The 26,259-nt window shown below is 67.6% G+C and carries 24 protein-coding genes; 9 read left to right on the top strand and 15 right to left on the bottom strand.

The features are described 5' to 3' along the window. The first annotated feature begins 72 nt into the window (after window positions 1-72). Window positions 73-1,215 (top strand): S41 family peptidase, encoded by a 1,143-nt coding sequence (locus C7I55_RS25090; RefSeq protein WP_106515800.1) that lies wholly within the window; start codon window positions 73-75, stop codon window positions 1,213-1,215. A 16-nt stretch (window positions 1,216-1,231) separates the two neighbouring features. On the opposite strand, the gene C7I55_RS25085 is transcribed toward C7I55_RS25090, so the two are convergent. Next, entirely contained in the window at window positions 1,232-2,851 is a 1,620-nt protein-coding gene (locus tag C7I55_RS25085; protein WP_106515799.1) for a lysine--tRNA ligase, read from the bottom strand. Window positions 2,852-3,052: 201 nt separating this feature from the next. Here C7I55_RS25085 and C7I55_RS25080 point away from each other — a divergent pair, with 201 nt between their 5' ends. Both C7I55_RS25080 and C7I55_RS25075 read left to right on the top strand, forming a co-directional pair. Beyond that, window positions 3,053-5,767 carry an ATP-dependent DNA helicase gene (locus tag C7I55_RS25080; RefSeq protein WP_106515798.1) on the top strand — a complete coding sequence of 905 codons (2,715 nt, stop codon included), beginning with the start codon at window positions 3,053-3,055 and terminating at the stop codon, window positions 5,765-5,767. Beyond that, complete coding sequence (locus tag C7I55_RS25075; protein WP_106515797.1) at window positions 5,764-6,300, top strand: SixA phosphatase family protein; 537 nt, start codon at window positions 5,764-5,766, stop codon at window positions 6,298-6,300. The genes C7I55_RS25080 and C7I55_RS25075 overlap by 4 nt, the downstream gene beginning before the upstream one ends. A gap of 142 nt (window positions 6,301-6,442) precedes the next feature. On the opposite strand, the gene C7I55_RS25070 is transcribed toward C7I55_RS25075, so the two are convergent. The 5 genes from C7I55_RS25070 to rpmF all read right to left on the bottom strand — a co-directional run bounded on the left by C7I55_RS25070 (window position 6,443) and on the right by rpmF (window position 9,529). Then, window positions 6,443-6,823, bottom strand: a complete 381-nt coding sequence (locus C7I55_RS25070) for a MerR family transcriptional regulator (RefSeq protein WP_106515796.1) — start codon at window positions 6,821-6,823, stop codon at window positions 6,443-6,445. Window positions 6,824-6,830: 7 nt separating this feature from the next. Next, on the bottom strand, window positions 6,831-7,154 hold the full coding sequence (locus tag C7I55_RS25065) for an integration host factor subunit alpha (protein WP_233222404.1): 324 nt from the start codon (window positions 7,152-7,154) through the stop codon (window positions 6,831-6,833). Window positions 7,155-7,310: 156 nt separating this feature from the next. Next, the gene (locus tag C7I55_RS25060; protein WP_106515795.1) at window positions 7,311-8,273 is read right to left on the bottom strand and encodes a beta-ketoacyl-ACP synthase III; all 963 of its coding nucleotides are present in this window, start codon (window positions 8,271-8,273) and stop codon (window positions 7,311-7,313) included. After that, complete coding sequence (plsX, locus tag C7I55_RS25055) at window positions 8,270-9,316, bottom strand: phosphate acyltransferase PlsX (protein ID WP_106515794.1); 1,047 nt, start codon at window positions 9,314-9,316, stop codon at window positions 8,270-8,272. The genes C7I55_RS25060 and plsX overlap by 4 nt, the downstream gene beginning before the upstream one ends. Window positions 9,317-9,349: 33 nt before the next feature. Next, window positions 9,350-9,529: a 50S ribosomal protein L32 gene (rpmF, locus tag C7I55_RS25050; protein WP_106515793.1), complete on the bottom strand. Its 180-nt coding sequence runs from the start codon at window positions 9,527-9,529 to the stop codon at window positions 9,350-9,352. A gap of 193 nt (window positions 9,530-9,722) precedes the next feature. Here rpmF and C7I55_RS25045 point away from each other — a divergent pair, with 193 nt between their 5' ends. Continuing rightward, complete coding sequence (locus tag C7I55_RS25045) at window positions 9,723-10,169, top strand: MAPEG family protein (RefSeq protein WP_106515792.1); 447 nt, start codon at window positions 9,723-9,725, stop codon at window positions 10,167-10,169. Window positions 10,170-10,225: 56 nt separating this feature from the next. Here C7I55_RS25045 and C7I55_RS25040 read toward each other — a convergent pair whose 3' ends face one another. Both C7I55_RS25040 and C7I55_RS25035 read right to left on the bottom strand, forming a co-directional pair. Continuing rightward, the gene (locus C7I55_RS25040) at window positions 10,226-10,888 is read right to left on the bottom strand and encodes an MBL fold metallo-hydrolase (RefSeq protein ID WP_106515791.1); all 663 of its coding nucleotides are present in this window, start codon (window positions 10,886-10,888) and stop codon (window positions 10,226-10,228) included. 54 nt (window positions 10,889-10,942) lie between these two features. After that, on the bottom strand, window positions 10,943-12,751 hold the full coding sequence (locus C7I55_RS25035) for an NUDIX hydrolase (RefSeq protein ID WP_106515790.1): 1,809 nt from the start codon (window positions 12,749-12,751) through the stop codon (window positions 10,943-10,945). Between the two features lie 117 nt (window positions 12,752-12,868). On the opposite strand from C7I55_RS25035, the gene C7I55_RS25030 reads away from it, so the two are divergent. Continuing rightward, the gene (locus C7I55_RS25030) at window positions 12,869-14,053 is read left to right on the top strand and encodes a serine hydrolase domain-containing protein (RefSeq protein ID WP_106515789.1); all 1,185 of its coding nucleotides are present in this window, start codon (window positions 12,869-12,871) and stop codon (window positions 14,051-14,053) included. A 1-nt stretch (window position 14,054) separates the two neighbouring features. Here C7I55_RS25030 and C7I55_RS25025 read toward each other — a convergent pair whose 3' ends face one another. After that, a complete protein-coding gene (locus tag C7I55_RS25025) occupies window positions 14,055-14,960 on the bottom strand; it encodes a cation diffusion facilitator family transporter (RefSeq protein ID WP_106515788.1) in 906 nt (301 codons plus the stop codon). Window positions 14,961-15,019: 59 nt separating this feature from the next. On the opposite strand from C7I55_RS25025, the gene C7I55_RS25020 reads away from it, so the two are divergent. Beyond that, window positions 15,020-15,568 (top strand): RNA 2'-phosphotransferase, encoded by a 549-nt coding sequence (locus C7I55_RS25020; protein WP_106515787.1) that lies wholly within the window; start codon window positions 15,020-15,022, stop codon window positions 15,566-15,568. Here C7I55_RS25020 and C7I55_RS25015 read toward each other — a convergent pair whose 3' ends face one another. Beyond that, a complete protein-coding gene (locus tag C7I55_RS25015; protein ID WP_106515786.1) occupies window positions 15,569-16,948 on the bottom strand; it encodes an L-serine ammonia-lyase in 1,380 nt (459 codons plus the stop codon). A 1-nt stretch (window position 16,949) separates the two neighbouring features. Here C7I55_RS25015 and pabB point away from each other — a divergent pair, with 1 nt between their 5' ends. Together pabB and msrB are read left to right on the top strand one after the other, a co-directional pair. Beyond that, on the top strand, window positions 16,950-18,698 hold the full coding sequence (gene pabB, locus C7I55_RS25010) for an aminodeoxychorismate synthase component I (protein ID WP_408640637.1): 1,749 nt from the start codon (window positions 16,950-16,952) through the stop codon (window positions 18,696-18,698). Between the two features lie 14 nt (window positions 18,699-18,712). Beyond that, window positions 18,713-19,207: a peptide-methionine (R)-S-oxide reductase MsrB gene (gene msrB / locus C7I55_RS25005; RefSeq protein WP_106515785.1), complete on the top strand. Its 495-nt coding sequence runs from the start codon at window positions 18,713-18,715 to the stop codon at window positions 19,205-19,207. A gap of 8 nt (window positions 19,208-19,215) precedes the next feature. On the opposite strand, the gene pdeM is transcribed toward msrB, so the two are convergent. The 5 genes from pdeM to C7I55_RS24985 all read right to left on the bottom strand — a co-directional run bounded on the left by pdeM (window position 19,216) and on the right by C7I55_RS24985 (window position 25,513). Beyond that, on the bottom strand, window positions 19,216-19,878 hold the full coding sequence (pdeM, locus tag C7I55_RS25000) for a ligase-associated DNA damage response endonuclease PdeM (protein WP_106515784.1): 663 nt from the start codon (window positions 19,876-19,878) through the stop codon (window positions 19,216-19,218). A gap of 32 nt (window positions 19,879-19,910) precedes the next feature. Further along, a complete protein-coding gene (locus C7I55_RS28350; RefSeq protein WP_158266583.1) occupies window positions 19,911-20,081 on the bottom strand; it encodes a hypothetical protein in 171 nt (56 codons plus the stop codon). A gap of 265 nt (window positions 20,082-20,346) precedes the next feature. Next, window positions 20,347-22,884, bottom strand: a complete 2,538-nt coding sequence (locus tag C7I55_RS24995; RefSeq protein ID WP_158266582.1) for a PAS domain S-box protein — start codon at window positions 22,882-22,884, stop codon at window positions 20,347-20,349. Between the two features lie 178 nt (window positions 22,885-23,062). Beyond that, window positions 23,063-24,226, bottom strand: a complete 1,164-nt coding sequence (locus C7I55_RS24990; protein WP_106515782.1) for an alpha/beta fold hydrolase — start codon at window positions 24,224-24,226, stop codon at window positions 23,063-23,065. Between the two features lie 93 nt (window positions 24,227-24,319). Continuing rightward, on the bottom strand, window positions 24,320-25,513 hold the full coding sequence (locus tag C7I55_RS24985) for a dipeptidase (protein WP_106515781.1): 1,194 nt from the start codon (window positions 25,511-25,513) through the stop codon (window positions 24,320-24,322). Between the two features lie 220 nt (window positions 25,514-25,733). On the opposite strand from C7I55_RS24985, the gene C7I55_RS24980 reads away from it, so the two are divergent. Next, the gene (locus tag C7I55_RS24980; RefSeq protein ID WP_106515780.1) at window positions 25,734-26,219 is read left to right on the top strand and encodes an Hsp20 family protein; all 486 of its coding nucleotides are present in this window, start codon (window positions 25,734-25,736) and stop codon (window positions 26,217-26,219) included. The last annotated feature ends 40 nt before the right edge of the window (window positions 26,220-26,259 follow it).

The raw sequence follows: 26,259 nt of genomic DNA, 5'->3' as shown, positions 1-26,259 counted from the left end.
AGATCCGTGCTCCCGCAGGGCGATCCATGCTGGCACTGGGCTGTCAACGAGGACGTACCAGGGAAGTGAGTAATGAAGATCGTAGCCGTGGCTCTGCTCTGCGCCGTGGCCGGCGCCGCCGTCGCCCAATCCCCGCTGTCGCCCGGTGCGCCCGTGGCCGACGCGGAGGCGGCATCGCCGATCACCGCCGCCGAAGCGCGTGCAACCGCCCTCGACTTCGCGAAGACCCTCGAGGAGACCTACGTCTTCCCCGAAATCGCCCGGCGCTACGCCGCGGCGCTGCGCGAAAAGGCGGCGAGCGGCGCCTATGACGGGCTCGGCACGGCGGCGGCCTTCGCCGAGCAGGTGACCGCCGATCTGCGCGCCGTCTCGCCCGACAATCACCTGCGGATGTGGGTCGGCGCACCGCCGCCGCCGGGCGCCGGGCCGGGCCGGCGCCCGGGCGGACCGCCCGGCGCAACCGGCGCGCCCTCGCCCCGTCGTGCGCCGATCGAGGATGCGCAATGGCTTGCGCCCGGAATCGCCTATGTCCGCCTCAACGTCTTCCCGCCCGAGCCGGAAGCCACCCGCGCGGCCGAGGCCTTCATGGCGGACCATGCCGATGCCAAGACCGTGATCTTCGACATCCGCACCCACCGCGGCGGTGGGCTCGACCAAATGGACGTGATCTTCCCCTATCTGTTCGCCAGGCCGACACCGCTGGTGGCGATGGACACCCGCGCCTCCGTCGATCGGGCGCAGGGCAATCCCATACCGGAAGGGCCGACCTTGCGCCGGGTCGAGGCCGGCGAGGATGTCGTGCGGCGCGTCCACAGTGTCGTCCCGCACGCAATCGAGACGCGGCTGTTTGATGCCAAAGTGTTCGTGCTGACCGCCGGCCGCACCGCGTCCGCCGCCGAGCATTTCGCGCTCGCGCTGAAGCGCACGGGACGCGCGACTCTGATCGGCGAACCAACCGGGGGCGCAGGCCATTATGGCGGCATGCGGCCGGTCGGTACCCGCTTCGCGGCCTTCGTTCCGGTCGGCCGCACCTTCGATCCGGAAACCGGCAAGGGCTGGGAGGGCAGCGGCGTCGCCCCGGACGTAGAGGTACCCGCCGCCCGGGCGCTGGTCACCGCCCTCGAGCGCGCCGGCCTCGCGCCCGCCGACGCCGCGCGGATCGCCGCCGGCGTGAAGGTGGAAGGATCGATGGAGCGGATCAGGCCGCGCGCCTGATCCGCTCCCTGTCGGCTCAGGCTTGCGCTGCGGCCTCCAGCGCCTCGGCGATCAGCCTGCGGCTGTTGTCGACTCCGTAAAGCGCGATGAAGCTGCCCATGCGCGGGCCCTGGTCGCTGCCGAGCAGGGTCTCGTAGAGAACCCTGAACCAGTCGCGCAGGCCTTCCTTGCCGTAATGGGTCTTGCCGATCTCGTAGACATGGTTCTGCAGCACCGCCGCCGGATCCTCGTCGGCCCGGCCGGTGCCGTCATCCTGCGCCAGCAGCGCGTCGAGCTCGCGCAGCGCCGGCACTTCCTCCGCCGTGGGCGCCCGCCGGCGCAGCGTCGGCGCGACGAAGCGGCTGCCATAGGCCACCGCATAGCCGACGAGCCGGTCGAGCTCCGGGCTCGCCTCGGCGCTGAGCGCGGGATTGTAGCGCTTGAGGAAGCTCCAGATCGTCTCGCGATTGCCGACTCCGGGTAGGCTGGCGATGTTGAGCAGCAGGGCAAAGCTCACCGGCGGCCGGACGTCGGGGACCACACCGGCATGGATGTGGTGGACCGGATTGCCGAGCTTCTTGTCGATCGCCTGATCGGCATAAGCGGCGACGAACTGATAATATTCGTCGACCGCCTTCGGGATCACGCCGAAGCTCAGCTGCTTGGCCTTCTTGGGCTCGCGGTAGATGTAGAAGGCCAGGCTCTCCGGCGGTGCGTAGGTCAGCCATTCGTCGATGGTGACTCCATTGCCCTTGGTCTTCGAGATCTTCTCGCCATTCTCGTCGAGGAACAGCTCGTAATTGAAGCCTTCGGGCGGCCGCGCGCCGAGGATCCGGGCGATCTTCGAGCTCTGGATCACCGAATCGATCAGGTCCTTGCCGGACATTTCGTAATCGACGCCGAGCGCCACCCAGCGCATCGCCCAGTCGACCTTCCACTGCAGCTTGGCGCCGCCGCCGAAGATCGATTGCTCGACGCTCTCGCCGGTCGCCGGCTCGACATAGCGGACGAGGCCCGCTTCGGCGTCGACCACCTCGATCGCAACCTGGAGCACTTTGCCCGAGACCCGGCTCACCGGCAGCACCGGCGAATAGGTCTTGCGCCGCTCCTCGCGAAGCGTCGGCAGCATCACGCCCATGATCGCGTCATAGGTGCGAAGCACCTGGCGCAGTGCGTCGTCGAAGCGCCCCGATCCGTAGCAATCGGAGGACGACAGGAATTCGTAGTCGAAGCCGAACCGGTCGAGGAATTGCCGCAGCAGGTTGTTGTTGTGGGCGGCATAGCTCGCATGGTCGCACCCGTAGGGATCGGGCACGTGCGACAGCGGTTCGTCGAGATGGGCGAGCATCATCTCCTGATTGGGCACGCCGGGCGGCACCTTGCGCATTCCGTCCATGTCGTCCGAAAAGGCGATCAGCCGGGTCGGCCAGTCGACCATCTCGGTCAGCGCGTGGCGGACCATCAGGGTGCGGGCGACTTCCTGAAAGGTGCCGAGATGCGGCAGGCCCGAGGGGCCGTAGCCGGTCTCGAACACGATCTCGCCCTTGTCGGGTCCATTGGGATAGCGCTTCAGCAGCTTGCGCGCCTCCTCATAGGGCCAGGCCTTGGAGACGAGCGCGGCTTCGCGCAGAGCGGCAGGAACTTCGCGGTTGGACATGCGCCGCTTCTTCGTCGCTTCTCCGTGCGCGCGCAAGGTCTCTGCGCCTGGGGGCTCTCCCCGGACGCTCATCGAGAACCCTGGATTTCAGTTTGCATTCAGCCGTGAACTGCGATCAGCGGGGCTCGGCAAGTCTGCGCCGGCGAGGCTGCCGCCATCATCGTCGTTGCCGTTTCGTTCCCATTCCGGCTAAGGTCTTCCATGGCTTTCACACTGCCGTATCCGGCCCTTCACGCGACCCATGGCGGCATCTGGCTGGCCCGCCCGGACGGAGAGGTGCGTGCGCTCGGCCGGGGCGAGGCGATCGCCGCCGCGGCGGAGACCCCGGTGATCATGCTCAACGCGCCGCTGATCGGCCAGCGCCTCGGCTATCCCGAGATTTCCGGCCTCGATCTGCTCGAGCTGTTCGCCTTCGTCCACCCGGCGCGCTTCGCGGTGCCGACGCCGAAGGGTCTTGCGGCGGTGCTTGGCCTCGAAGCGCCCTCGGGCGATGCCGAAGCGGCGCCCTTCCTGCGCGAAGCTGCGGCGGCTTTGCTGACTCGCATGGACGCCGATTGGCCGGAGCGGGAAGGGGCTTGGACCTCCGCCCAGGCGCTGTGGCGGCTGCGCTGGTCGTGGGCGCCGGCGATCGGACAGGTGCTGAAGCGGCCGGAGCGCGACGAGCGCTGGCTGTTCTCGCGTCTTCCCGAATGGGAGGAGAATGGCGGCCGTGCCCAGCCGCGGCCGGCGCGGGTGAGCGAGATCGAGGCAGTCGAGCGGCTCGCCGATCTGGTCGGCAGTGCGGCCGAGGTCCGCCAGGGCCAGCGCGATTATGCGGCCGCCGCGGCCGCCGCCTTCGCCCCACGCAAGGCGGAAGGCGCGCCCAACATGCTGCTCGCCGAGGCTGGCACCGGCATCGGCAAGACGCTCGGCTATCTCGCCCCGGCCTCGGTGTGGGCGGAAAAGGCCGATGGTGCGGTGTGGGTGTCGACCTTCACCAAGGCGCTGCAGCGCCAGCTCGATCGCGAAGGCATCAGGCTGTTTCCCGATCCGGTCGAGCGGCAGAAGCGGATCGTCATTCGCAAGGGCCGCGAAAACTATCTCTGCCTGCTCAACCTGGAGGATGCGCTGCAGGGCGGCTTTGCCGGCCGCGCCGCGATCCTCGCCCAGCTCGTCGCCCGCTGGGCGGCCTACAGCAAGGACGGCGACATGGTCGGCGGCGATCTGCCGGGCTGGCTGACCTCGCTGTTCCGCCGCGCCGGATCGACGGCGCTGACTGATCGCCGCGGCGAGTGCGTCTATGCCGGCTGCCCACATTACCGCAAATGCTTCATCGAGCGCGCGGCGCGGGCGAGCCAGGACGCCGACATCGTCATCGCCAACCATGCCCTTGTCATGGTCAACGCCGCCCGCGCGCGCGACAATCCGCCGACCCGGATGGTGTTCGACGAAGGCCACCATCTGTTCGATGCCGCCGATTCGACCTTCGCCGCGGCGCTGACCGGACAGGAGACGATCGAGCTGCGGCGCTGGCTGATCGGCCCCGAAGGCAAATCGCGCGGCCGCCGCCGCGGTCTCGCCGCGCGGCTCACCGACGTCGCTTCCTATGACGAGGCGGGCGGCCTTGCGCTCCAGAATGCGATCGAGGCGGCCGGGCTTCTGCCCGGCGACGGCTGGCTCGGGCGCCTTGCGGAAGGCATGGCCTTCGGTCCGCTCGAAAAGTTGCTCGCCGCCGTGCGCGCCACCGCCTACGCGCGCGCCACCGCCCAGGACGCCGGATACGGGATCGAGACCGAGATCGCGGAGCTCGATGCCGACATCGTCGAGGCGGCGGCGCCGGCGGTCGAAGCGCTCGAATCGCTGCTGCGGCCGCTGATGGCGCTCGGCAAGCGGCTGGAGGCGGTGCTCGAAGACGCGCCGGACTGGCTGGACGCACAGGCACGGGCCCGGATCGAAGGCGCGATCGGCGGGCTCACCTGGCGCGCACAGATGCTGCAATCGTGGATTGCGCTCGCTGCCCGGCTCGGCGGCCCTGCCGATCCGGATTTCGTCGATTGGCTCGCGGTCGATCGCGTCGATGGGCGCGAGTTCGACATCGGCCTGCATCGCCGATGGCTCGATCCGACTCGGCCGCTGGCCCGGACCGTGCTCGAACAGGCGCACAGCGTCGTCGTGACCTCGGCGACCCTGCGCGGGGCCGAGGACTGGGCGGCGGCGGACGCCCGCACCGGCGCCTGCCACCTGCCGGTCGCAGTGCAGCGTTTCACCGCGGAAAGTCCGTTCGATTACGCCGCCAACAGCGAAGTGCTGATCGTTACCGATCTGAAGCGCGGCGACGTTGCCCAGCTCGCCGGCGCCTACGCCCGGCTGGTCGAGGCGGCGGAGGGCGGCACGCTCGGCCTGTTCACCGCGATCCAGCGGCTGAAGGCGGTCCATGCCCGAATCGCCGACCGGCTCGCCCGCGCCGGGCTGCCGCTCTACGCCCAGCATGTTGATCCGATCGACACCGGCACATTGGTCGACATCTTTCGCGACGATCCGCGCGCCTCCTTGCTCGGCACCGATGCCTTGCGCGACGGTGTCGACGTCCCCGGCCATTCGCTCCGCCTGGTGGTCATGGAAGGGGTTCCGTGGCCGCGGCCGACCGTGCTCCACGCCGCCCGCAAGGTCGCCGGCGGCGGCACCGCTTATGACGACCGGGTCGTCCGCGCCCGGCTCGCCCAGGCTTTCGGGCGCCTGATTCGCCGCAGCGAGGATCGCGGCGTGTTCGTCTTGTTGTCGTCGGCGACTCCGACTCGTTTGCTCACGGCGTTCCCGCCCGGGGTGACGATCCGCAGGCTCAGCCTGGCGGAAGCGATCGACCGCGTGCGGATGCTGCTTTCCACGGACCGGGGTTTCGGGCATCAGGCGCGGCGGCAAACCGAAGAGGCCGAATGAAGACGCTGACGCTGCTGCGCCACGCAAAGTCGACCTGGAACGATCCGGTTGCGCGCGATTTCGATCGGCCGCTCAATCCGCGCGGCCGCCGGGCTGCGCGTACGATCGGCGCGGAGATGCGCGCGCTCGGGCTCGCGTTCGACAAGATTCTCGCCTCCCCCGCCCGCCGGGTGATGGAGACCCTGGGAGAGGTCGAACAGTCCTTCGGCCGTCTCGCCGTTGCCTATGACGAGCGGCTCTATCTCGCCGGGACGACCTCGCTGCTCGACATCGTCCACGAGACCGACGACGGCGTCGAGCGGCTGCTGCTGGTTGGCCACAATCCGGGCCTCGAGGAGCTTGCGCTCATGCTCAGCGGCGACAATGCGCTGCGCGCGGAGCTGGCGGTCAAATATCCGACGGCGACGCTCGCCGAGATGGCTTTCCCGGTCGAGCATTGGGCCGACATCGCCGACGGCATCGGCACTCTCGCCCGCTTCATTCGGCCGCGCGACCTCGATCCGGAACTGGGGCCGGACGAAGACAGCTACTGACCGGGACGACCGGCCCGGCGCCTGCGGCGCACCCTTCTCGGCAGGGCCCGGTTCGGGAGGGTCCGGTTCGGAACAGCCCGGTTCAGATGGTTGGATCCGGGACGGCCGGCTTCAGGACGCCCGCGGCCTGGACAATGTCGGTTCAGGCGGTCGCTTCGAGCGCCTCTGCCAGCATCCTGCGGATCGCGAGCAGTCCCTGGGTGGGGAACCCATCTTCCTGCTGATTGGCAGGCGTCGGCCCGGTCGCCGCGACCGCTTCCTCGCCGTCGCCCGATCGGCTGGCGAGCAGCTGCTGAACGCCGCGGATCGTGTAGCCGTCCTCGTTGAGCAGGCGGTGGATGCGGTGGGCGAGGGCCACGTCGGCGGGCCGGTAATAACGCCGGTTGCCCGCGCGCTGCAGGGGGCGCAGCTGCGGGAAGCGCGTTTCCCAATACCGCAGGATGTGCTGCGGCACGCCGAGATCGGCGGCAAGCTCGCCGATCGTCCGAAAGGCCTGGTCGCTCTTGCGCGGCGCGTCGCTCATGGCGGGCTCAGCCCGCCCGGGCGATACGCTCGCGCATGATCTGACTGGCGCGGAAGGTAAGCACGCGCCGCGGTGCGATCGGCACTTCGACGCCGGTCTTCGGATTGCGGCCGACCCGCTCGCCCTTGTCGCGCAGGATGAAGCTGCCGAACCCGGAAATCTTCACATTCTGGCCATCCGAAAGCGCATGGCACATGTGATGGAGGATGCGCTCCACGATCCCGGCCGACTCGGCACGGGAGAGGCCGATCTCGCGATGAATGACGTCCGCAAGGTCAGCCCTCGTCAGAGTGCCGGCCTCGGTGCGTCTCATGATACCAGCGTCGGCCATGGCCTCCCCTTCCCCCGAAGAAAATGTTGAAAAAGCATAGTGCAAAAGGCCTAGTTCTGCAAACTGCCGATGCGGCAGGATGCCCTTGCAGGCTGACCATTTGCTGCGAACGGTTCATTTACTTCGACAAACGACCGGAAATTCAGCAGGCGACGATCAGAAGCGGGCAACAGCCGCTCCCCACGTGAAGCCGCCGCCCATCGCCTCGAGCACGATCAGGTCGCCCTGCTTGATGCGCCCGTCGCGCACCGCAGTGTCGAGCGCGAGCGGCACCGAGGCCGCCGATGTATTGGCATGCTGGTCGACGGTGACCACCACCCGCTCCGGCGCGAGGCCGAGCTTGCGTGCGGTTGCATCGAGGATACGCTTGTTGGCCTGGTGCGGAACCACCCAGTCGACCTCGTCGGCCGTGTGGCCGGCGACCTCCAGAACCTCGTTGAGCACGTCGGCAAGGTTGACCACCGCATGGCGGAACACTTCCTTGCCCTTCATGCGCAGCTTGCCGACTGTGCCGGTGGTCGACACCCCGCCATCGACGTAGAGAAGATCGTTGTGCCGGCCGTCGGCGTGGAGCCGGGTCGCCAGGATCCCGCGATCCTCCGTATCCTGGGCATGGAGGACCAGCGCACCGGCCCCGTCGCCGAACAACACGCAGGTCGCCCGGTCTTCCCAGTCGAGGATCCGGCTGAACGTTTCGGCGCCGATCACCAGTGCGTAATCGGCCATTCCGCCCTTCACCATATTGTCGGCGACGGAGAGGGCGTAGAGGAAGCCGGTGCAGACCGCGGCGACATCGAAGGCGATGCAGTCGTTGATGCCGAGCGCCGTCTGGACTCGGGTCGCGCTGGCCGGGAAGGTCTGGTCCGGAGTCGCGGTGGCGAGCACGATCAGGCCGATCTGGTCCGCCGTGATTCCCGCCGCGGCGAGCGCCTTGCGTGCCGCATCGGTGGCAAGCGTCGCCGTGGTCTCGCCGTCGCCGGCGATGTGGCGGGCATGGATGCCGGTGCGCTCGACGATCCATTCGTGACTGGTGTCGACGCGTTCGGCGAGTTCGGCGTTGGTCACGCGCCTCGGCGGCAAAGCGGAGCCGGTGCCGATGATCACGGATCGCCGGCTCATTTCGCGGCCTGCTCGATGCGGTGGGCGGAAATGTTGTCGAGATCCTCGATGATCTTGCGGGTGAGATCCTCGCGAACCATTCGCGCCGCGACCCGGATCGCGTTGGCGACGCCTTTTTCGTTGGCGCTGCCGTGGCTCTTCACCACCAGCCCGTTGAGGCCAAGGAAGACCGCGCCATTGTGGTTGTTGGGATCGAGATGGTGTTTCAGCAGCTCGGTCGCCGGGCGCGAGATCAGAAAGCCGATCTTCGAGCGCAACGAGCTGGTAAAGGCGCGGCGGAGCAGGTCCGTCACGAAGCGGGCGGTGCCCTCGAGCGATTTCAAGGCGATATTCCCGGAAAAGCCGTCGGTGACGACGACGTCGACGTCGCCGCGCGAGATCTTGTCGCCCTCGATGAAGCCTTCGAAACGCATGCCGAGATAGTCGGCCTCGCGAAGGATCGCCGCAGCGTCCTTCAATTCGTCGGTGCCCTTCAATTCCTCGGTGCCGATGTTGAGCAGCTGCACGCGGGGCGATTCGAGGTCGAGCACGACGCGGGCGTAAGCGGCGCCCATGACGGCGAACTGGACGAGGTTGCGGGCATCCGATTCGGTGTTCGCGCCGAGATCGAGCATCACCAGATCGTTGTCGCCCAATGTCGGTAGCAACGCGGCGAGGGCAGGGCGGTCGATGCCCTTCATCGTCCGGAAGGTGAGCTTGGCCATCGCCATCAGCGCGCCGGTATTGCCGCCCGAAACGGCCGCATGCGCCTCGCCGGCCTTCACGGCGGCGATGGCGCGACCCATCGACGTGGTCTTGCTGCGGCGGATCGCCTGGCTCGGCTTGTCCGCGGCCGAAATCGTGTCCGGCGTGTGGACGATCTCGGTGACGCCGGCGATCGCCGGATGCGCGGCGAGCTCCGCCCGAATTGCGGATTCGTCGCCGAACAGCAGGAACGAGAGATCAGGCCGGCGGCTATGCGCAAGCGCGGCCCCCGCGCACATGACCGCGGGTCCGACATCGCCACCCATCGCGTCAATTGCGATCCGTGGCGAGCTTACCACTGATGCCGTCTCCTGAATCGCCGGATTTCGGCCTTAGGCCTCGACCGGCAGGACTTCGCGTCCGTTATAGTGGCCGCAACCGGTGCACAGATTGTGCGGAAGGTGCAGCTCGCCGCAATTCGAGCATTCCTGGAAGTTCACCGGCTTCAGCGAGTCATGGCTGCGGCGCATGTTGCGCTTCGAGGGCGAAGTTTTTCTCTTAGGGACGGCCATCCTGGCACCTGTTCCAATCGATCGGGTTCGTTGATGTGGCGAGCGAGCGGCCAATGGTCAACGGCTTGGTCGGCCGCTGGCCATGGCGGCCGGGTGCTCGCGCCTGAGCGGTGTGCCCTATAGCGATTTTGCGGGTTGTTGCAAGCACGTGCTTCCCATGAGAGAGCAGGGCGCACCCAGGAGAGAAGATGCGATGACGTTCACGCTGCCGATCACGCTTACCATTGCCGCCGGTGCGGCGCTGATCAACATCTGGCTCGGGACTCGGATCAGCAGGCTCCGTCTGCGGCACAAGGTCTCGGTCGGCGACGGCGGCAACGACAGGATCGTCAACGCGATGCGGGCGCAGGCCAATTTCGTCGAATATACGCCGTTCGTGCTGATCCTGCTTGCGCTCGTCGAGCTCGCCGCGGGATCGCCGACCTGGCTGTGGGGCGTCGGCGCGCTCTACATCGTCGGGCGATTGCTCCATCCTTTCGGGCTCGATCGCCCGGCGCCCAATCCGCTCCGGCTGATCGGAATCCTCATCACCTGGCTCACCCTCGCCGGGCTCGCCGGCTACGCCCTGGTCCTCGCCTCGACCTTCCGGCCGCAGGGCGCGGTCACCTACGCGCAGGCGCCGGTGCACGCGTCGCGCTGATCGGACGTCGGGAACGTCCTTCTCGAGGCGTGTCGGCGGTCAGGCCCTGTCGTGCGTCAGGCCCCCGCGAGAACCTGGTCGGCGACGAACGGGTTGGTCTTGCGCTCCTGTCCGAACGTGCTCATCGGTCCGTGCCCCGGAACGAAGGCGGTGTCGTCGCCGAGCGGCCACAGCCGGGTGGTGATCGCGTCGATCAGGTCCTGATGGTTCCCCATCGGGAAATCGGTTCGGCCGATCGAGCCGCGGAACAGCACGTCGCCGACGATCGCGAGTTTCGATTCGGGATGGTGGAAGACGACGTGCCCGGGCGTGTGGCCCGGGCAATGATAGACGTCGAAGGTCAGTTCGCCGACGGTCGCGGTGTCGCCGTTGACCAGCCACCGGTCCGATTCGAACGGCTTGCCGCGGATACCGTAGCTGCGGCCGTCATCCTCCAGCCGTGCGATCCAGAAGCGGTCGTCCTCGTGCGGGCCTTCGATCGGCACGCCCAATTCCTCGGCAAGGATCTTGGCGGATCCGCAATGGTCGATATGGCCGTGGGTGAGCAGGATTTTCTCCACCGTCACACCGTGTTGCACGGCCGCGGCCTTCAGCCGGTCGAGATCGCCGCCGGGATCGGTGAAGGCACCGCGCATCGTCCTGGTGCACCAGAGAAGGGTGCTGTTCTGCTGCAGCGGCGTGACCGGGATGATCACGGCCTTCAGGGGAGGGTTGCTCATCTCCGGCGACATGGCCCGGCCGGGGCGAAGTTGCAACCGGTCGACCCGAGGGGGTCAGCGCCCTTCCAGTGCGGCATAGTCGAACAGCCGGTAGCGGGTGCGCTGCTGGGCGCGGATGGCGGATGCGACGCGGCCGTGGAGCGGCTCCTCCCAGCGGCCCCAGCGGGTGATGAACGCCTCGGCCGCGGCACGATCGCCCTTCTCCTGCAGTGCGATCACCTGCGCGAGCAATGTGCGCACCGCCTCGTGATAGCGATCGTAGGCGATCTTCATCTTGCCGGTTGCGGGGTCGAAGGTCAGCACGCCGCGGTCCAGGAACCAGTTCCACTGCATCAGCTGCATCATGTTGTAGGGCTGCTCGCGCCGCGGCCGGTTGTTCTGGAGCATGCGCAGCACGCCGCTGGCGTAGACGGACCGGAGCTGGTCGGCGGAATAATAGCCGCGGCGGCCGAGCTCCTTCGCCACGTAGAGCGAGACGAGATCCGCCTTCATCTCCTCGATCAGGCTCGCATCCGGCCCGAGCGCCACGTCGAGCGCTTCGCCACTGCGGGTGGTGTCCGGGCCGAGATAATGGCCGACCTCGTGCCACAAGGTCCGATAGAAATTGGCGTCGGCGGTCAGGTGTCCGGCATAGGGCGCCGCAATTGCGGCCGCGAACGTGTCGCCGTTGCCGCGGAAGATGCCGGGATCGCGCATGATGTTGGCGCGCAGCAGGATGATGCTGCCGTAGCGCGCATTGAGATAGGCCTCGTTGGGCAGGTTGGTGGCGGTGTTGGCACCGCGCGACTGGCCGAAATCGGCAATCACGTCGTAGACTCCGACCGGGATCGTCTCCTCGACCTTCTTGTGGCGCTCGGTCGGCAGCGAATCCTCCAGCGCCTGCAGGCCCTGCATCGCCTTGCGCAGCGCGCCGCCTTCCGCATTCCGGGCGACGAGCAGGCTGAGACTGTAGAAGGCTCGAATGCCGTACAGCTCGTCGTCATAGGTTTCATAGGCGCCGATCTGCGCGTTCAAATTCTTGAACCTGCCCTTCAGCCAGGCCGCGTCACCCGATTCATAGTCGTTGGAGAGCAGGTCGCGGCCGCGGTTGCGCAGAAATCTGGCGAACTCCGTGTCGCTCGGCTCGACCGCAGCGGCGGCCTCCTCGAGCAGCCGGTGCGCCTCGATCATCTCGTCGGCATAAGCGAGCGAATAGGGAATGGCGTAGAGGATGCGCCGGTCGGGCGCCTTCGAAAGCCGCTCGAGCCGCGCCCGCACCCCGGGATGAAGCGTATCGAGCACCGGATATTGGCGAAGCTTGCCGAGGTCGCGCCGGAGCACGGCCATCTCGGCGCGCCGCACCACCGACCGCAGGTGGGTCAGCGCCGGGCGTTCCGCAGGATGGGCGGCGACATAGAAATCGAGCTCGGCTTTGGTGAGGTCCCACGGATAGACGTTCTTGCCCGGCGGCGCGTCCGCCACTGCGGCGAACGGCACGCGCTTGTTGTCGAGCGTGGTGGCGATCGGACCCTGGAACAGCCGGTACAAGGTGGCGAGGTTCCGGCCATGCACATCGGTGCGCCGGGCCAGGGAGGCCCGCACGTCAGGCGCGCTCCGGTGCCGCTGGAGCTCGTAGATGGTCTGGAAGATGCGCCCGACTTCGATCAGCTTGGCAACCGCGATTCGTTCGCCGGCATCGAGCTGGGCGAGGCTCGGCGCCAGACGGGTGGTCTGCGTCTTGTCGAGGATTTCGCTGACCAGCGCCGGGCTCCATTCCGGGCTCACCGCTCCGGCTGGCTGCGCGCCGCTCGGCGGGGTTGCGGTGAGGGTGAGCGCGGCAGCGGTGACGCAGCAGGCCAGTCGGCGAAAGCCGGGAAGGTTCATGGAGGCTCCGATATGATCAGGGCGCGATCATGCCACCCCGGCGCCCCGGCGCAAGGCTTCCGCCGCGGTGAAGGCCATTGCCCTTGCGCCGGTGCGGCGGGTGACTAGGCTCGTGGCATGAAGCCGCGCCTCGCCCTCCTTGCGCTCGCCCTCTCCGGTTGCGCGGCTGTGCCGCGTGCCGCGGCGCCACCGCCGCACGCCGCTTATGCCTGGGTGACGTTCGATGCGGCGCGGCCCACCGGATCCGGTGCCGACGGGTTTGCGGATCGCGCGGCGGGACGGCGGCTCACCGTCGGCGATCCGGTGCGGGTCGCGTCGATCAGCAAGCTGGTCGTCGCCCTGGGCGTCATGCGGATGGTCGAGGCGGGGAATCTGGATCTCGACGCCGATGTCTCGCGCTGGCTCGGCTGGCCGCTGCGCAACCCGGCCTTTCCGGATCGTCCGATCACCCTCCGCCTGCTGCTTTCGCACCGATCCAGCCTGCAGGACGAGGTCGACTATGTGATCCCGCTCGATCGCACCGTCCAGGCCGCGCTCGCCGATCCCAAGGCGTTCGACGCCGCGCATCCGCCGGGGACCTTCTTCCGCTATTCCAATCTCAACTTCCCCGTCGTCGCGACGGTGATGGAGAAAGCGTCGGGCGAGCGCTTCGATCGCCTCATCCAGCGCCTTGTCCTGGAGCCGCTCGCGCTCGACGCGTGCTTCAACTGGACGACCTGCTCCGAACGCGCAATCGATCGCGCGGTGATCCTGTATGCGCAAGACGGCGAGATCCTGCGCGATGATCTCAAGGGTGCGCCTCCACCCTGTCCGGTAACCCCTGCGGCGGATGGCAGCTGCGACTGGAACGCCTATCGGATCGGCACCAACGGCGCCCTGTTCTCCCCGCAGGGCGGACTCAGGATCTCCGCTGCCGGTCTTGCCGGGGTCGGGCAGCTCCTGTTGCGGGATGGGCGCTTGCCCGACGGAACGCCGTTCCTCTCCCCCGCCTCGCTCGCCGAGATGACCAGGGGCGAATGGCGCTCGGATGGGGAGAACGGTGCGACCGACGAAAATTTCTACTGCGCCTACGGCCTTGCCGTGCAGATCCTCGCTGCCTGCGCGCCGGGCGACGATCCGTTCGGAGACGGCGTTCCCCGGGTCGGCCATGCCGGCGACGCCTATCGCGTGCGCTCCGGCCTGTGGGTCGACCGTGCAAGCGGCACCGGCGTCGCCTATTTCGCCACCGGCATCGCCGAGGATGCGCCGCGCGGCCGCTCCGCCTACCGCACGATCGAGGAATGGCTCGCCCAAGTCCCATAGGTCAGGCGAAGGAGGTCGGCGCCAGATAGAGGTGGCGGACGTCGGCCTGCGCCTCCCGGACCGCGGCGCAAATCGCAGCGACGCTCCGCTCGACCTCCGCCGCGCTCAGCCGATCGTTGAAGTCGACTGCGGCGGTGACGACGATGTCGTGCGGGCCGAGATGCACCGAAGCGATGTCGCGGACTTCAGCGACGCCCTCGCCGTCGCGGATCAGCCGCTCGATGTCGGCAAGCACGGACGGGAGCGCCGATTCGCCGATGATCAGCCCCATCGTCTCGCGGGCGAGCAGCGACGAGGCGACGATCAGGATTACCCCGATGACGATCGAGGCGACGCCGTCGAACTCGGGGATACCAAGAAGGTGGGCGAGCGAAAGACCGGTCAGCGCCGCCACGAGCCCGAGCAAGGCGGCGGTGTCCTCGAACAGGACGACGAAGGTCACCGGATCCTTGGCCTCGCGCACCGCCCGCCACCAGCTGCAATTCGGATTGGTGTCGCGAAACTCGCGATAGGCGACGGCGAACGAGCTGAGCTCCATGACAACCGCCACGCCGAGGATGACGTAATTGACCAGCGCATTCTCGATCGGTTCCGGATCGGCGATCTTGTGGAGGCCTTCGTAGATCGCGACCCCGCCGCCGGCTGCGAACAGCAGCACGGCGACGACGAAGCTCCAGAAGTAGATTTCGCGGCTATAGCCGAACGGGTGGCGCGCATCGGCCGGCCGCTGCGAGCGCTTCATGCCGAGCAGCAGCAGGCCCTGGTTTCCCGTGTCGACGACACTGTGTATGGCCTCCGACAGCATCGCCGACGATCCGGTCATCGCCGCGCCGACGAACTTGGCCGCGGCAATGCCGAGGTTTGCACCGAGCGCTGCGAACACGACCTTCTTCGAACCGCCGGCCACTCGATCCTCCATTATCCGGGGCCGGTGAACGGGTGGACGATCATCGCGTTTCCAGGGAAATGACGAAACAGATCAGTAAATTCCTGTCGCTCCTGCTCCGCCACCAGCCGGAGCGCGCCGGGCTGACGCTGGACCCGCAGGGCTGGGTGCCGACCGGGGCCGTGGTCGCGGCGCTGCGCAGCCGCTTCGGCACCTTCTCTCGCGAAGACCTCGAGCGGCTGGTGGCCGGCAGCGACAAGCAGCGGTTCGCGTTCGACGAGAGCGGAGAGCGCATCCGCGCGAATCAGGGGCACAGCGTCTCGGTCGATCTCGGCCTGGACGCTGCGGCACCGCCCACGATCCTGTTCCACGGGACCAGTCGGCGCTTCCTGGGGTCGATCCTGGAGCAGGGGCTGATCAAAAGCCGGCGTCAATATGTTCATCTCAGCCACCACGTCGAGACCGCCGAAAAGGTGGCCCGGCGCCGCGCCGGGGAAACGGTGATCCTCGAAATCGCGTCCCGCCGAATGGCGGCGGAGGGCTATGTCTTCTTCAGGAGCGCCAATGGCGTCTGGCTGACCGACAGCGTGCCGCCGTGCTTCCTCGCGATACTGTCGGACCCGCGCTGATCAGCACTCCACCACATTGACCGCCAGGCCGCCCTGCGATGTTTCCTTGTAGCGCTCGTTCATGTCGAGCCCGGTCTTGCGCATCGTCTCGATCACCTGGTCGAGGCTCACCCGGTGCGATCCGTCGCCGACGAGGGCGAGCCGTGAGGCTTCGATCGCCTTGACCGCGCCGACCGCGTTCCGTTCGATGCACGGCACCTGGACGAGGCCGCCGACCGGATCGCAGGTCAGGCCGAGATTATGCTCCATGCCGATTTCGGCGGCATTCTCGATCTGGCTGTTGGTCCCGCCGAGCGCCGCGGTGAGGCCTGCGGCGGCCATCGAGCAGGCGACGCCGACCTCGCCCTGGCAGCCCACCTCCGCGCCGGAGATCGAGGCATTCTCCTTGAACAGCGATCCGACCGCAGCCGCCGTGAGCAGGAAGGTGCGGACGCCCTCGTCATTCGAATGCGGGGTGAAGCGCTGATAATAACGTAGGATCGCCGGCACGATGCCGGCGGCTCCGTTGGTCGGCGCGGTCACCACCCGGCCGCCGGCGGCATTTTCCTCGTTGACCGCCAGCGCCCACAGATTGACCCAGTCGAGCACCGTCAGTGGATCCGACAGCGTCCGTTCTGCACGCTCGAGCAGCAATTTGTAGAGGCCGGGTGCGCGCCGTTTGACCTTGAGGCCGCCGGGCAGAATTCCTTCCTTGCCGATGCCCCGGTCGATGCAGCCCGACATCGCCTCGGTGATCGCGGCGAGCCGCGCGTCTATCTCGGCATCGTCATAGCCGGCGCGCTCGTTGGCACGGGCGATTTCGGCGATCGTGATCCCCTCGCGGGCGGCGATCGCGAGCAGTTCGTCTGCACAATGATAATTGTACGGGATGTCCCACGCGCCGGCGGGCGGCGCATTGCGGGCGATTGCCTCCTCGTCGACGATCGCCCCGCCGCCGACCGAATAGGAGATCGCCGTTTCGAGCGTTGCGCCGTTCCGGTCGAGGGCGGTGAAGCGCATGCCGTTGGAATGATGGGGCAGGCGCTCGCGCTGGAGGAAGCGCAGATGGGTGGCCTCGTCGAAAGCGATCTCGCGCAGGCCGCCGAGCGGAAGCCGTCCGGTCCCGCGGATTCGGGCGACGATCGCCTCGGCCTCGTCGGGGTCTACCGTGTCGGGTCGCTCGCCGGCAAGGCCAAGCAAGACCGCACGATCGGTCGCATGGCCCTTTCCGGTCAGGGCCAGCGAGCCATAGAGGTCGACCGCGACATGATTAGTTGCGTCAAACAACCTTTTGCGCTGCAATGTCTCGACAAAGCGACATGCCGCGGTCATCGGGCCCATGGTATGCGAGCTCGACGGCCCAACCCCGATCTTGAAGAGATCAAAGACGCTGGTGACCAAAATTTCCTCTCCTGACGGCGCGGCAGATGCGCCCGCTTTACGCTTCTGGCAAGCGGGGGCGCCATTCGTCCTGCTGGAATTCCAGGGCGAAGCGCGCCTCTACCGCGGCCCCCGGGAGATCGTCGAAACGCGGGATCCGGCCGGGGTCGACGCAGCGATCGGGCGGCTCGCCGGTGTCCATGCCGCTGGCTTCATCGGCTACGAAGCCGGCCATGCGCTGGAGCCGAAGCTCGGCGGCTTGTGCCGGATCCCGGCCGCCGATGCGCCGCCTTTGCTCTGGTTCGGCCTGTTCGATCGCTTCGAGCGCGTCGATCCCGAGGTGCTGCTCCCGGATCCCGCCGGCGCCTGGGCCGCGGCCCCGCGGCCCTTGGTCGGCCGCCCCCGCTACGAGGCTGCGGTCGCCGCGGTGCGCGAGCATATCTTCGCCGGCGACATCTATCAGGCGAACCTCACCTTCGCGGCCGAGGTGGTGACCGCCGGCCATCCGATGGCGGTCTATGCAGCGCTGCGGCGACGGGCGCGGGCCGGCTGGGGCGGCGTCGTCTTCACCGGATCGCACTGGATCCTCTCGCTTTCGCCCGAGCTCTTCTTCGTGTCCGAAGGCGGCCGGGTGACCGCCCGCCCGATGAAGGGTACCGCGGCCGCCGGCACCGATCCCGCTTTGTTGCGGGCGGATCCCAAGCAGCAGGCCGAAAATCTGATGATCGTCGATCTTCTTCGCAATGATCTCGCGCGGGTGTCGAAGCCCGGCAGCGTTGCCGTGCCGCAGCTGTTCGCGATCGAAACCTACCCGACCGTCCACCAGATGACGTCGACGGTGGTCGCCGATCTGGAGGAGGGGATCGGGCCGGTCGAGCTCCTCCGCGCCACCTTCCCGTGCGGATCGGTAACGGGGGCACCCAAGATCCGCGCGATGGAAGTGATCGACGCGCTCGAGGAGGCGCCGCGCGCCGTTTACACCGGCTCGATCGGAAGGGTTGCGCCGGGCGGCGAAGCCGCGTTCAATGTCGCCATTCGGACGTTGACCCTTCGTGCGGGCGAAAGCGTTGCACATATGGGCCTTGGTTCGGGAATCGTCGCGGACAGCCAGCCTGCGGACGAGTGGCAAGAATGTCTGGCGAAGGGAGAGTTTGTGGAGACAGGCCGGCGCTTCGACCTGATCGAAACGATGCGATTCGATCCGGAGGAGGGTCTCGCCTTCCTGGAGCGGCATCTCAATCGCATCAGGCGCAGCGCCGACGCGCTCGGATTCGCCTTCGATCGCCACAGCGTCCGCAACGAGCTGCAGGCGGCGACCTTCACCTTGCGCACCGCCCGCAAGGTCCGTCTCCGCCTCTCCCGCACCGGTGCGATCGCGATCGAGGTCCGCCCGCTTCCGGAGCATGTCGACGAGCCCGTCGCAGTCGCGCTCACCGCGCTCCCCGTCGACGCCCACGATTTCCGCCTGCGGCACAAGACCAGCGACCGCGCCTTCTACGACCAGGCGCGCAGCGCAGCCGGCGCGTTCGAGGTGGCATTCGTCGATCCCGGCGGCGTCGTCACCGAAGGCAGCTTCACCAACATTTTCGTCCAGCGCGATGGGGTGCTGGCGACACCGCCGCTCGCGCGCGGCCTGATGCCGGGAATATTGCGAGAGACTTTGCTGGAGCAGGGCGAGGCGGTTGAAAGCGACCTCACGACCGCCGATCTTGATCGCGGGTTCTACATCGGCAACGCGGTGAGGGGGTTGATCGCGGCGCGACGTATCTGACGTGAGGTGACGCCATGACGATCGACAGACGGACGGCTTTGACGGCAGGCGGCGCCGGCGCGATCGGAGCAGCCCTGTTCTGGTTCGGCGGGCGCGCCGGCAATGCCGCGCCGTCGGGCCGCTACCCGGTCCAGTTCACCGACGCGCAATGGCGCAAGCGCCTGCCGCCCGACTCGTACAGGGTGCTGCGGCAGGCCGCGACCGAGCGGGCGGGCTCGAGCCCCCTCAACAAGGAGAAGCGCGCGGGCACCTTCGTCTGCGCCGGCTGCGGCCTGCCGCTGTTCGCCTCCAGGGCGAAGTTCGAAAGCGGCACCGGCTGGCCGAGCTTCACCGCACCGCTGCGCAACGCCGTCGGCACGCGGCCGGACAATTCGCTCTTCGCGGAACGGACGGAAGTCCACTGCAGGCGCTGCGGCGGGCATCTCGGCCACGTCTTCGACGATGGGCCGAAGCCGACGGGGCGGCGTTATTGCATGAATGGGGCCGCTCTGCGCTTCGTCGCCGCCTGATACAAACTTCAGGCGGCGAGCGGAAACCGGAGCAGTCTATCGGCCACCGGAATGAGGGCTTCGGCCCCTGCACCGACCGCGCGGACGATTTCCGGGTGGGCGGCGTCGAGGCCCCCGGTGAGCGCGCCGAAGGCCGGCAGGATCAGCTTGCGCTTCGTGCCGATGAAGCAGCGCCGTGAGACCTGACGCCCGCGCAGGCTGATCCGAAGCTTGGGATGGTAATGGCCGGAAAGCTCCGGCCTCGGTTCCCCCGGATCGGCTTCGTGCCGCAGCAGCAGTCCGTCGACCAGGGCTTCCTGGACGACGTCGCCGCCGCAATGGTCGGCGATCCCCGGATCGTGATTGCCGGTGATCCATGTCCAACGGACCCGGGCGGTCAGCGCCGTCAGCAAGTCGCGGGCCTGCGCCGGCAGGCGGTCGCAGCCGTGGCGGTCGTGGAAGCTGTCGCCGAGGCACCAGATCTCGTCCGCGCCCATCGTATCGGCGAGCACGGTGAGATCGGTCAGCGTCGCGATCGAATCATAAGGCGGCAGCATCTGCCCGAAGCGGGCGAACCAGCTCGCTTTCTCGAGGTGCAGATCGGCGACGAGAAGCGCCTTGCGCGCAGGCCAGAACAGCGCGCCTTGCGGCAACGCGATCAGCTCCGTGCCTGCGAACGAAAAGTGAACCATGGCGCCCAGCTATAGCCGGGCGCGGCCGCGGTTCAAGCGCTCTGGCGAACCTCTGCGGTCTGCGCCGCCGGGTGGTCGTGCGTGCTCGCGCCCACACCCGATACTGCCGCGTCGGGATGGGTGGCGAAGAACAATGCCGCGCCCGCAAGGAACCCGTTGAGGCCCAGGACGAATGGATTGTCGAACTTCTTCAGCCACTTCATGATTGCACCATCGATCCGAGTTACGCGCTTCGCACCTTCCTCACCGTGTGGAAGGCTGCCGAAGCGAGTGCGCCATTACGCCTCCGTAAGGAGAAACGCCAGCACCATGTTGCGGTGCGTCATTCCAATGAGGGGTCTGCGTCGTGAAACGCAACCAGTCCGCGGCGCCGCCCAACGGCAGGAGCAACCCGTCGCCAACGTCTTCACGGCACGAAATGCCGCGGGTCTGCTCGGAGCTGGCTAACCCTCAGCCAAGTCTTGCGCTTCAGCCTTTCGCTCTGCCCGCCGTCGGGGCCGGCGCGAGATTGTCCTCGACGGCGAGCGCGAGCGCTTCGATCGAGAAGGGCTTGCGCAGCACCGGCGCACCAGGGCCTAGCGCCGCTTCGAGCAGCTCGGTCTCGGCATAGCCGGTGACGAACACGATCGGCAGATCGGGCAGGCGCGCCCGCGCGGCCGCAGCGAGATCGGCGCCGTGCATGTTCGGCATCGCATAGTCGATCAGCGCGATCTCCGGTATCCAATGATCCAGGATGGCGAGCGCCTCGGCGCCGCTCTCCGCGGTGCGAACCTCGTGATCGAGGCCGCGCAGGGATTCCGCAAGGAAGGTCCGCACGTCGGGATCGTCGTCGACCAGCAGGATCCGGGCACGTCGTCCGGTGCCGTGCCGTTGCTGCGTCTCGGCTCTGGGTGCGAGGCTCTCGTCCGCGGGCGCGACCGCGGGCAGCAGGATGTCGACTTGCGTGCCCTCGCCCGGCCGGCTGCCGATGCGCAAAGTCCCGCCCGATTGGCGGGCGATGCCATAGACCTGCGCCAGTCCGAGTCCGGTGCCCTTGCCGACTTCCTTGGTCGAATAGAAAGGCTCGGTTGCGCGGGCGAGCACCTCCGGCGCCATGCCGTGGCCGGTGTCGGCGACACGCACCCGGACGAATGCGCCGGCGCCATGATCGGGCCCCTTGTCGAGCGTGTCCAGACGCGTGCTCACCGTCAGCGTGCCGCCGCCGGGCATCGCATCGCGCGCATTGATGGCGAGGTTGAGGATCGCATTTTCGAGCTGGTTGGAGTCGCACAAGGCGTAGCCTGCCTCGGGATCGAGATCGGTGCGGATGGCAACGGCCCCGCCGATCGTATGGCCGAGCAGAGTCAGCATGTTGGCGATGACCTGGTTGACCGCGACCGGCGCCATCGAGATCCGCTGGATGCGCGAGAAAGCGAGCAGCTGGCTGGTCAGCTTGGCGCCTCGCCGGCTCGATTCGAGCGCACCTTCGGCGATCCGCTTCAGCCGCGGATCCTCGATCTTGGTCGCGATCAGCTCGAGGCCGCCCATGATCGGGGTCAGCAAATTGTTGAAATCGTGCGCGATGCCGCCGGTCAGCTGCCCGACCGCTTCCATCTTCTGCGCTTGGCGAAGCGCCTCCTCGGCCTTGAGCCGCTCGCCCACCTCGGCTTGCAGCCGATTGAGCGCGGTGCTGAGATCGGCGGTGCGTTCGGTGACCCGCTTCTCGAGCGTCTCGTTGACCTCGCGAAGCGCCGCCTCCGCTTCCTTCGCCTCGGTGATGTCGGTGGCGACACCGATGAACCCCACATGCTCGCCGTCGGGGCCCCAGCGCGGCTGCGAGATCGATCGCAGCCACCGCCACGCACCGTCGGCACGCCGGTAGCGCGCCTCCAGCTCGAATGGCCGCCGCTCGGCTTCGCCTGCGACCGATTCAGAAACCACCCGGTCGACATCCTCCGGATGGATCCGCGCACGCCAGTCGAAATGGAGCGCCGCATCGTACGGAACGCCGAGGAATTGCGCATAGGCTTCGTTGACGAAACCGCGGGTGCGATCGAGCTTGGTCACCCACATCGGGATGGGGGCGGAATCCGCGATCAGCCGGAATCTCTGCTCGCTCTCGCGCAGCGCCTGCTCGGCAACGTGCCGTTCGGTCGCATCATGCCCTTCGGCGAAGATCCCGGTCGTCCGGCCCTCGGCATCCAGGATCGGCGCGAACACGAAATCGATCAGCCGAGTCTCGCTCGGCGCGCCGGGCTCGCGCTGCAGGGCGATCAGCATCGATCGGCCCGCATAAGCCTTACCGCTGCGGTAGACCTCGTCGAGCAGCTCGAAGAAGCCCTGGCCTTCGACCTCCGGGAGCGCCTCCCGCACCGGCTTGCCGACGAGATCGCGATGCCCGACCAGCTGCTGGTATGAACTGTTGGTCAGCTCGAAAATGTGCTCCGGCCCGCGCAGTACCGCCATGAACCCGGGTGCCTGGTCGAACAGCCGGCGCAGGCGTTCGGCCTCGTTCACCCGCTCGCGCTGGGCAAGCACCATCTGGGTGGTGTCGACGCAGGTGCAGAACATCCCCGCCACGGCGCCGTTCTCGTCGCGGATCGGGCTGTAGGAGAATGTGAACCAGGTCTGCTGGGGACTGCCCTGCCGCGTCATCGTCAGCGGCAGATTCTCGTAATATGAGGATTCGCCGTTCATGGCGCGCGCGGCGATCGGGCCGACGTCGCGCCACAATTCGGACCAGACCTCCTCGAACCGGCCGCCAAGTGCGTCGGGATGCTTGCCGTCGAGCACATCGATATAGCCGTCATTGTAGAGGAAGCGGAGCTCCGGACCCCAGGCAACGAACATCGGGAAGGTCGTGCTGAGCAGCAGGCCGACGACCGTCTTCAACGCCTGCGGCCAGCGCTCCGGCGGGCCCAGCGGAGTCGCGCTCCAGTCGAACGCCCGCATCCGCGCCCCCATCTCGCCGCCATCGGACAGGAAGGACAGCGGATCGGCAACCGGAGGCACAGGCGAAGACGTCATAGGCGCGAACACATGCTCCCGTAGCCCCTGCCGTCTCCTACCGGTGCAGCGATGGTTCGGGAAGCCCATCCCTCCATCCCGGACCGGATTGCCGGAAAAATCCGGCCACGATCAGCGCCTTGCGCTCGCTCCCCTGATCCCGGACCGTCCTGCCGGCGCGTGGATCGTTCGGGAATGCCTAGGGATGCGCGGCGGTGATCGCTTTGTTGGTCGCCCAGGGCCGAACCTTCTCGACGAGCCCGATCAGGAACTTGCCGGGCTCCTCGTGGGGAGGAAGGTGGGCGGAGTGGTCGAACCAGACGATCTCCTTGTGCGGCGCTTCGAGCCGCCGCAGCCACGGTTCGATCACCGACGACGGCGTCGTGATGTCGTGCCTGCCGAGGAACATGAATATCGGAAACCGGGTCGCGGCGATCCGGCGATGGTCCACCGCCGCCATGTCCGGCAGCAAGGCGGGCACCGACAGCTGGCCGCCGGCGTCGATCGCCTGGCGGTCGGCAAGGTCGTAATAGGGGGAAAGTCGCGCCGCCCGGAAATAGAAATCGGCATTGTCGCGGTAAGCGGCGAGGCCGCCATAGGCCATCACCCACTTGCGCACGACATTGACCTTGTCGAACGGGATCTCGCCGAGCCCCGGATAGGGTGCGATCGCCTTCAGTTCCGCCAAGGCGGCATCGTCCTTGCGCGTGGCCGCGATCGCCAGCAACGCCCGATATTGCGCCTCCTCGTTGGCACGTAGCGCGAAGAGCGGCCCCACTCCGATATAGGCGGCGATCAGGTCGGGGCGGGCCATTGCGGCGTCGAGCCCGATGACATTGCCCCACGAATGGCCGAGCAGCACCACCTTCTCCGCGCCGAGGCGCGCGCGGAGGTGCTCGATGAGTGCCACCAGATCCTCCGCCATGCGCGTCCGCGACAGGTGGGATCGATTGGCGGCCTCGCCGCTGGTCCGCAGGGTCTTGCCGCTGCCCGGTTGGTCCCATTGGACGACGGTGAAATACTCCTCCCAGCCGCGCTGATAGGGCCAGCTTCGGCCCATCTCGGTCGCGCCCGGGCCGCCATGAACATAGATCAGAACGGGATTGCGCCGGTCCGCGCCGCGAATGCTGATCCACTGCGGCAGCCCGCCCAGCGCCACCCTCTCGCTGACCGCGATCCCGTTCGGGGTCACGATCTTCTGCATGTCGGCGATCATCGGCCGGACGGCGGCATAGTTCGCCTCCGTCGCCGCCGGTGCCTGGCTGGGCGCCGGCAGTTGGGCGGCGGCCGGCAGGCAGGCGAGCACCGCCCCCAAGCCGAGCAGCGCCGGAACCAGGAATTTTGTCGACAACCGGGCGAGCATCGAAGGCAGTCTCCGTAAGCTAGGGGCCGCAGCAGTGCCGCGAGCCTCGGCCGCTCCGGCACCGTGTTCCTCGCGGGAAGTCCGCGTGGAGCGTCAGCGCCCCGCCTGCTTCTCCGCCGCGCGCATCACGCGAAGCAGGTTTCCGCTCATGATCTTGGCGATGTCAAAGTCGCTATAGCCTTCCTTGCGCAGCCGCGCGGTGATCTTGGGCAGCGAGGCGATGTCCTCCATCCCGATCACGCCGCCGCCCCCGTCCCAGTCGGCGCCGATTCCGACATGGTCGACGCCCATCACGCCGATGCAGTGGAGCAGGCTTTTGATGAACATCTCGAAGGTGGCGGTCGTGTAGGGTTGCCTGGCATCGAGCGCGCTCTTGTCGGCGACCAGCTTGCGGCGCTCGGCCGGGTTCAGACTCTCCCACTTCTGCTGGCGGGCGTCGATCGCGTCGCGTTCTTCGGACGTGTCGTGCTTGGTCAGGAACACCGAATTGACGAACAGGACGCCGCCCGCCTTGGCAAGCCGGCGCATGCGCGCGTCGTCGATGTTGCGGGGATGGTTGAACAGGGCGCGCGGGCCGGAATGCGACAGCACGATCGGCGCCTTCGAAAGCGCCAGCAGCTGGTCGAACACCGCGTCCGACGAATGGCTGCCGTCTACGATCATGCCGAGCCGGTTCATCTCGGCGACCCATTGCCGCCCGAGCGGGCTGAGCCCGTTCCAGCGCGGCGTGTCGGTGGTCGAATCGGCGAACTGGTTGTTCTTCGAATGGACCGGCCCGGCCATCCGCACGCCCAGGCGATGATAGAGGCTGAGCAGCGAGACGTCGTCGCCGAGCGGATAGCTGTTCTCGATGCTCTGGAACACGATCCTCTTGCCCTCGCGGTGGATCCGCTCGGCATCGTCGGCAGTGGTCGCGAAGGCGAGCTTGTCCGGATTGGCCGCGACCACCCGCTGGATCGCGGTGGCGCGCATCAGCGCATCCTCCCGCGCCTTGGTCATCGCCGCTTCGTCGAGCCCGCCTTGCTGCGTGTAGATGACGAAGAAGCCGCCATCGAGCCCGCCTGCCTCCATCCGCGGGATATCCAGCTGGCTGACGTCCCAGGCATATTCGTGCCAGCGCGTGAAATCCCAGCCGGGCCGCTCGAACAATACGGGCGTGTCGAGATGCGTATCGAGCACCAGCATCTGCTCATGCGCCAGCCGGTCGGCGGACGAGACGTTATCATGGGCAGCGGCAGGCGCTGCGGCAACGGCAAGGCCGAGCGCGGCGAACGAGGCAACACGCATAGATTTCCTCCTGGTGCGCGCAGGATGGATGGGGCCAGTCGATAACGCAACCCTGCCGCAGGACAGGCAAAAAAACCGCTCGTCAGGGATCTTGAAACGAACCAAAAGGGTTTTAGATTCCGGTTGTCGGACGCCAATCGGGTCCGGCTTTCCGGAGGGCGTTCGCGCGTTTCCGCGAGCGCGCCTCACATGCCAACGTTGCTCAAGGAGGACTTGGAAGATGAGGACCAATTTCGATTTTGCCCCGCTCCGCCGCTCGGCCATCGGGTTCGATCGCCTGTTCGATCTGCTCGAAAATGCTGGCCAGACCGCGGAGAATTACCCGCCGTTCGATCTCGAGAAGATCGACGACGATAGCTATCGCATCACCATCGCAGTGGCCGGGTTCCGTTCCGACGAGATCGAGATCACCGCGCAGCAGAACCAGCTGCTCGTCTCCGGTCGCAAGGCCGGCAGCGACGAGGGTCAGTATATCCACCGCGGCATCGCCACCCGCGCGTTCGAGCGCCGCTTCGCGCTCGGCGACTATGTTCAGGTGCGCGGTGCGGATCTGCGCGACGGCCTGCTCTCGATCGAGCTCGTCCGCGAGATCCCGGAAGCGATGAAGCCCCGTAAGGTCGCGATTGGCGGCGGCGTCCAGCCGCAGACCACGATCGAAGGCCAGAGCTCCGAAAACGACAATCACGGCGACGTCCGCGCCGCCTGATATTCTTCAAACGGCCCCGGAGCACCCGCTTCGGGGCCGC

This window comes from Allosphingosinicella deserti (assembly GCF_003012735.1).
In the GTDB taxonomy this organism is placed as follows: Bacteria; Pseudomonadota; Alphaproteobacteria; order Sphingomonadales; family Sphingomonadaceae; genus Allosphingosinicella; species Allosphingosinicella deserti.
The sequence above is the reverse complement of the archived record's forward strand: the minus strand, read 5'-3'. Positions and strand labels throughout refer to the sequence as shown.

What these genes read in the sequence shown, in the direction of transcription:
- C7I55_RS25090 (WP_106515800.1), top strand. Translation starts at nt 73, where the DNA reads ATGAAGATCGTAGCCGTGGCTCTGCTCTGCGCCGTGGCCGGCGCCGCC.
- C7I55_RS25085 (WP_106515799.1), bottom strand. Translation starts at nt 2,851, where the DNA reads ATGTCCAACCGCGAAGTTCCTGCCGCTCTGCGCGAAGCCGCGCTCGTC.
- C7I55_RS25080 (WP_106515798.1), top strand. Translation starts at nt 3,053, where the DNA reads ATGGCTTTCACACTGCCGTATCCGGCCCTTCACGCGACCCATGGCGGC.
- C7I55_RS25075 (WP_106515797.1), top strand. Translation starts at nt 5,764, where the DNA reads ATGAAGACGCTGACGCTGCTGCGCCACGCAAAGTCGACCTGGAACGAT.
- C7I55_RS25070 (WP_106515796.1), bottom strand. Translation starts at nt 6,823, where the DNA reads ATGAGCGACGCGCCGCGCAAGAGCGACCAGGCCTTTCGGACGATCGGC.
- C7I55_RS25065 (WP_233222404.1), bottom strand. Translation starts at nt 7,154, where the DNA reads ATGGCCGACGCTGGTATCATGAGACGCACCGAGGCCGGCACTCTGACG.
- C7I55_RS25060 (WP_106515795.1), bottom strand. Translation starts at nt 8,273, where the DNA reads ATGAGCCGGCGATCCGTGATCATCGGCACCGGCTCCGCTTTGCCGCCG.
- rpmF (WP_106515793.1), bottom strand. Translation starts at nt 9,529, where the DNA reads ATGGCCGTCCCTAAGAGAAAAACTTCGCCCTCGAAGCGCAACATGCGC.
- C7I55_RS25045 (WP_106515792.1), top strand. Translation starts at nt 9,723, where the DNA reads ATGACGTTCACGCTGCCGATCACGCTTACCATTGCCGCCGGTGCGGCG.
- C7I55_RS25040 (WP_106515791.1), bottom strand. Translation starts at nt 10,888, where the DNA reads ATGAGCAACCCTCCCCTGAAGGCCGTGATCATCCCGGTCACGCCGCTG.
- C7I55_RS25035 (WP_106515790.1), bottom strand. Translation starts at nt 12,751, where the DNA reads ATGAACCTTCCCGGCTTTCGCCGACTGGCCTGCTGCGTCACCGCTGCC.
- C7I55_RS25030 (WP_106515789.1), top strand. Translation starts at nt 12,869, where the DNA reads ATGAAGCCGCGCCTCGCCCTCCTTGCGCTCGCCCTCTCCGGTTGCGCG.
- C7I55_RS25020 (WP_106515787.1), top strand. Translation starts at nt 15,020, where the DNA reads ATGACGAAACAGATCAGTAAATTCCTGTCGCTCCTGCTCCGCCACCAG.
- msrB (WP_106515785.1), top strand. Translation starts at nt 18,713, where the DNA reads ATGACGATCGACAGACGGACGGCTTTGACGGCAGGCGGCGCCGGCGCG.
- pdeM (WP_106515784.1), bottom strand. Translation starts at nt 19,878, where the DNA reads ATGGTTCACTTTTCGTTCGCAGGCACGGAGCTGATCGCGTTGCCGCAA.
- C7I55_RS28350 (WP_158266583.1), bottom strand. Translation starts at nt 20,081, where the DNA reads ATGAAGTGGCTGAAGAAGTTCGACAATCCATTCGTCCTGGGCCTCAAC.
- C7I55_RS24995 (WP_158266582.1), bottom strand. Translation starts at nt 22,884, where the DNA reads ATGACGTCTTCGCCTGTGCCTCCGGTTGCCGATCCGCTGTCCTTCCTG.
- C7I55_RS24990 (WP_106515782.1), bottom strand. Translation starts at nt 24,226, where the DNA reads ATGCTCGCCCGGTTGTCGACAAAATTCCTGGTTCCGGCGCTGCTCGGC.
- C7I55_RS24985 (WP_106515781.1), bottom strand. Translation starts at nt 25,513, where the DNA reads ATGCGTGTTGCCTCGTTCGCCGCGCTCGGCCTTGCCGTTGCCGCAGCG.
- C7I55_RS24980 (WP_106515780.1), top strand. Translation starts at nt 25,734, where the DNA reads ATGAGGACCAATTTCGATTTTGCCCCGCTCCGCCGCTCGGCCATCGGG.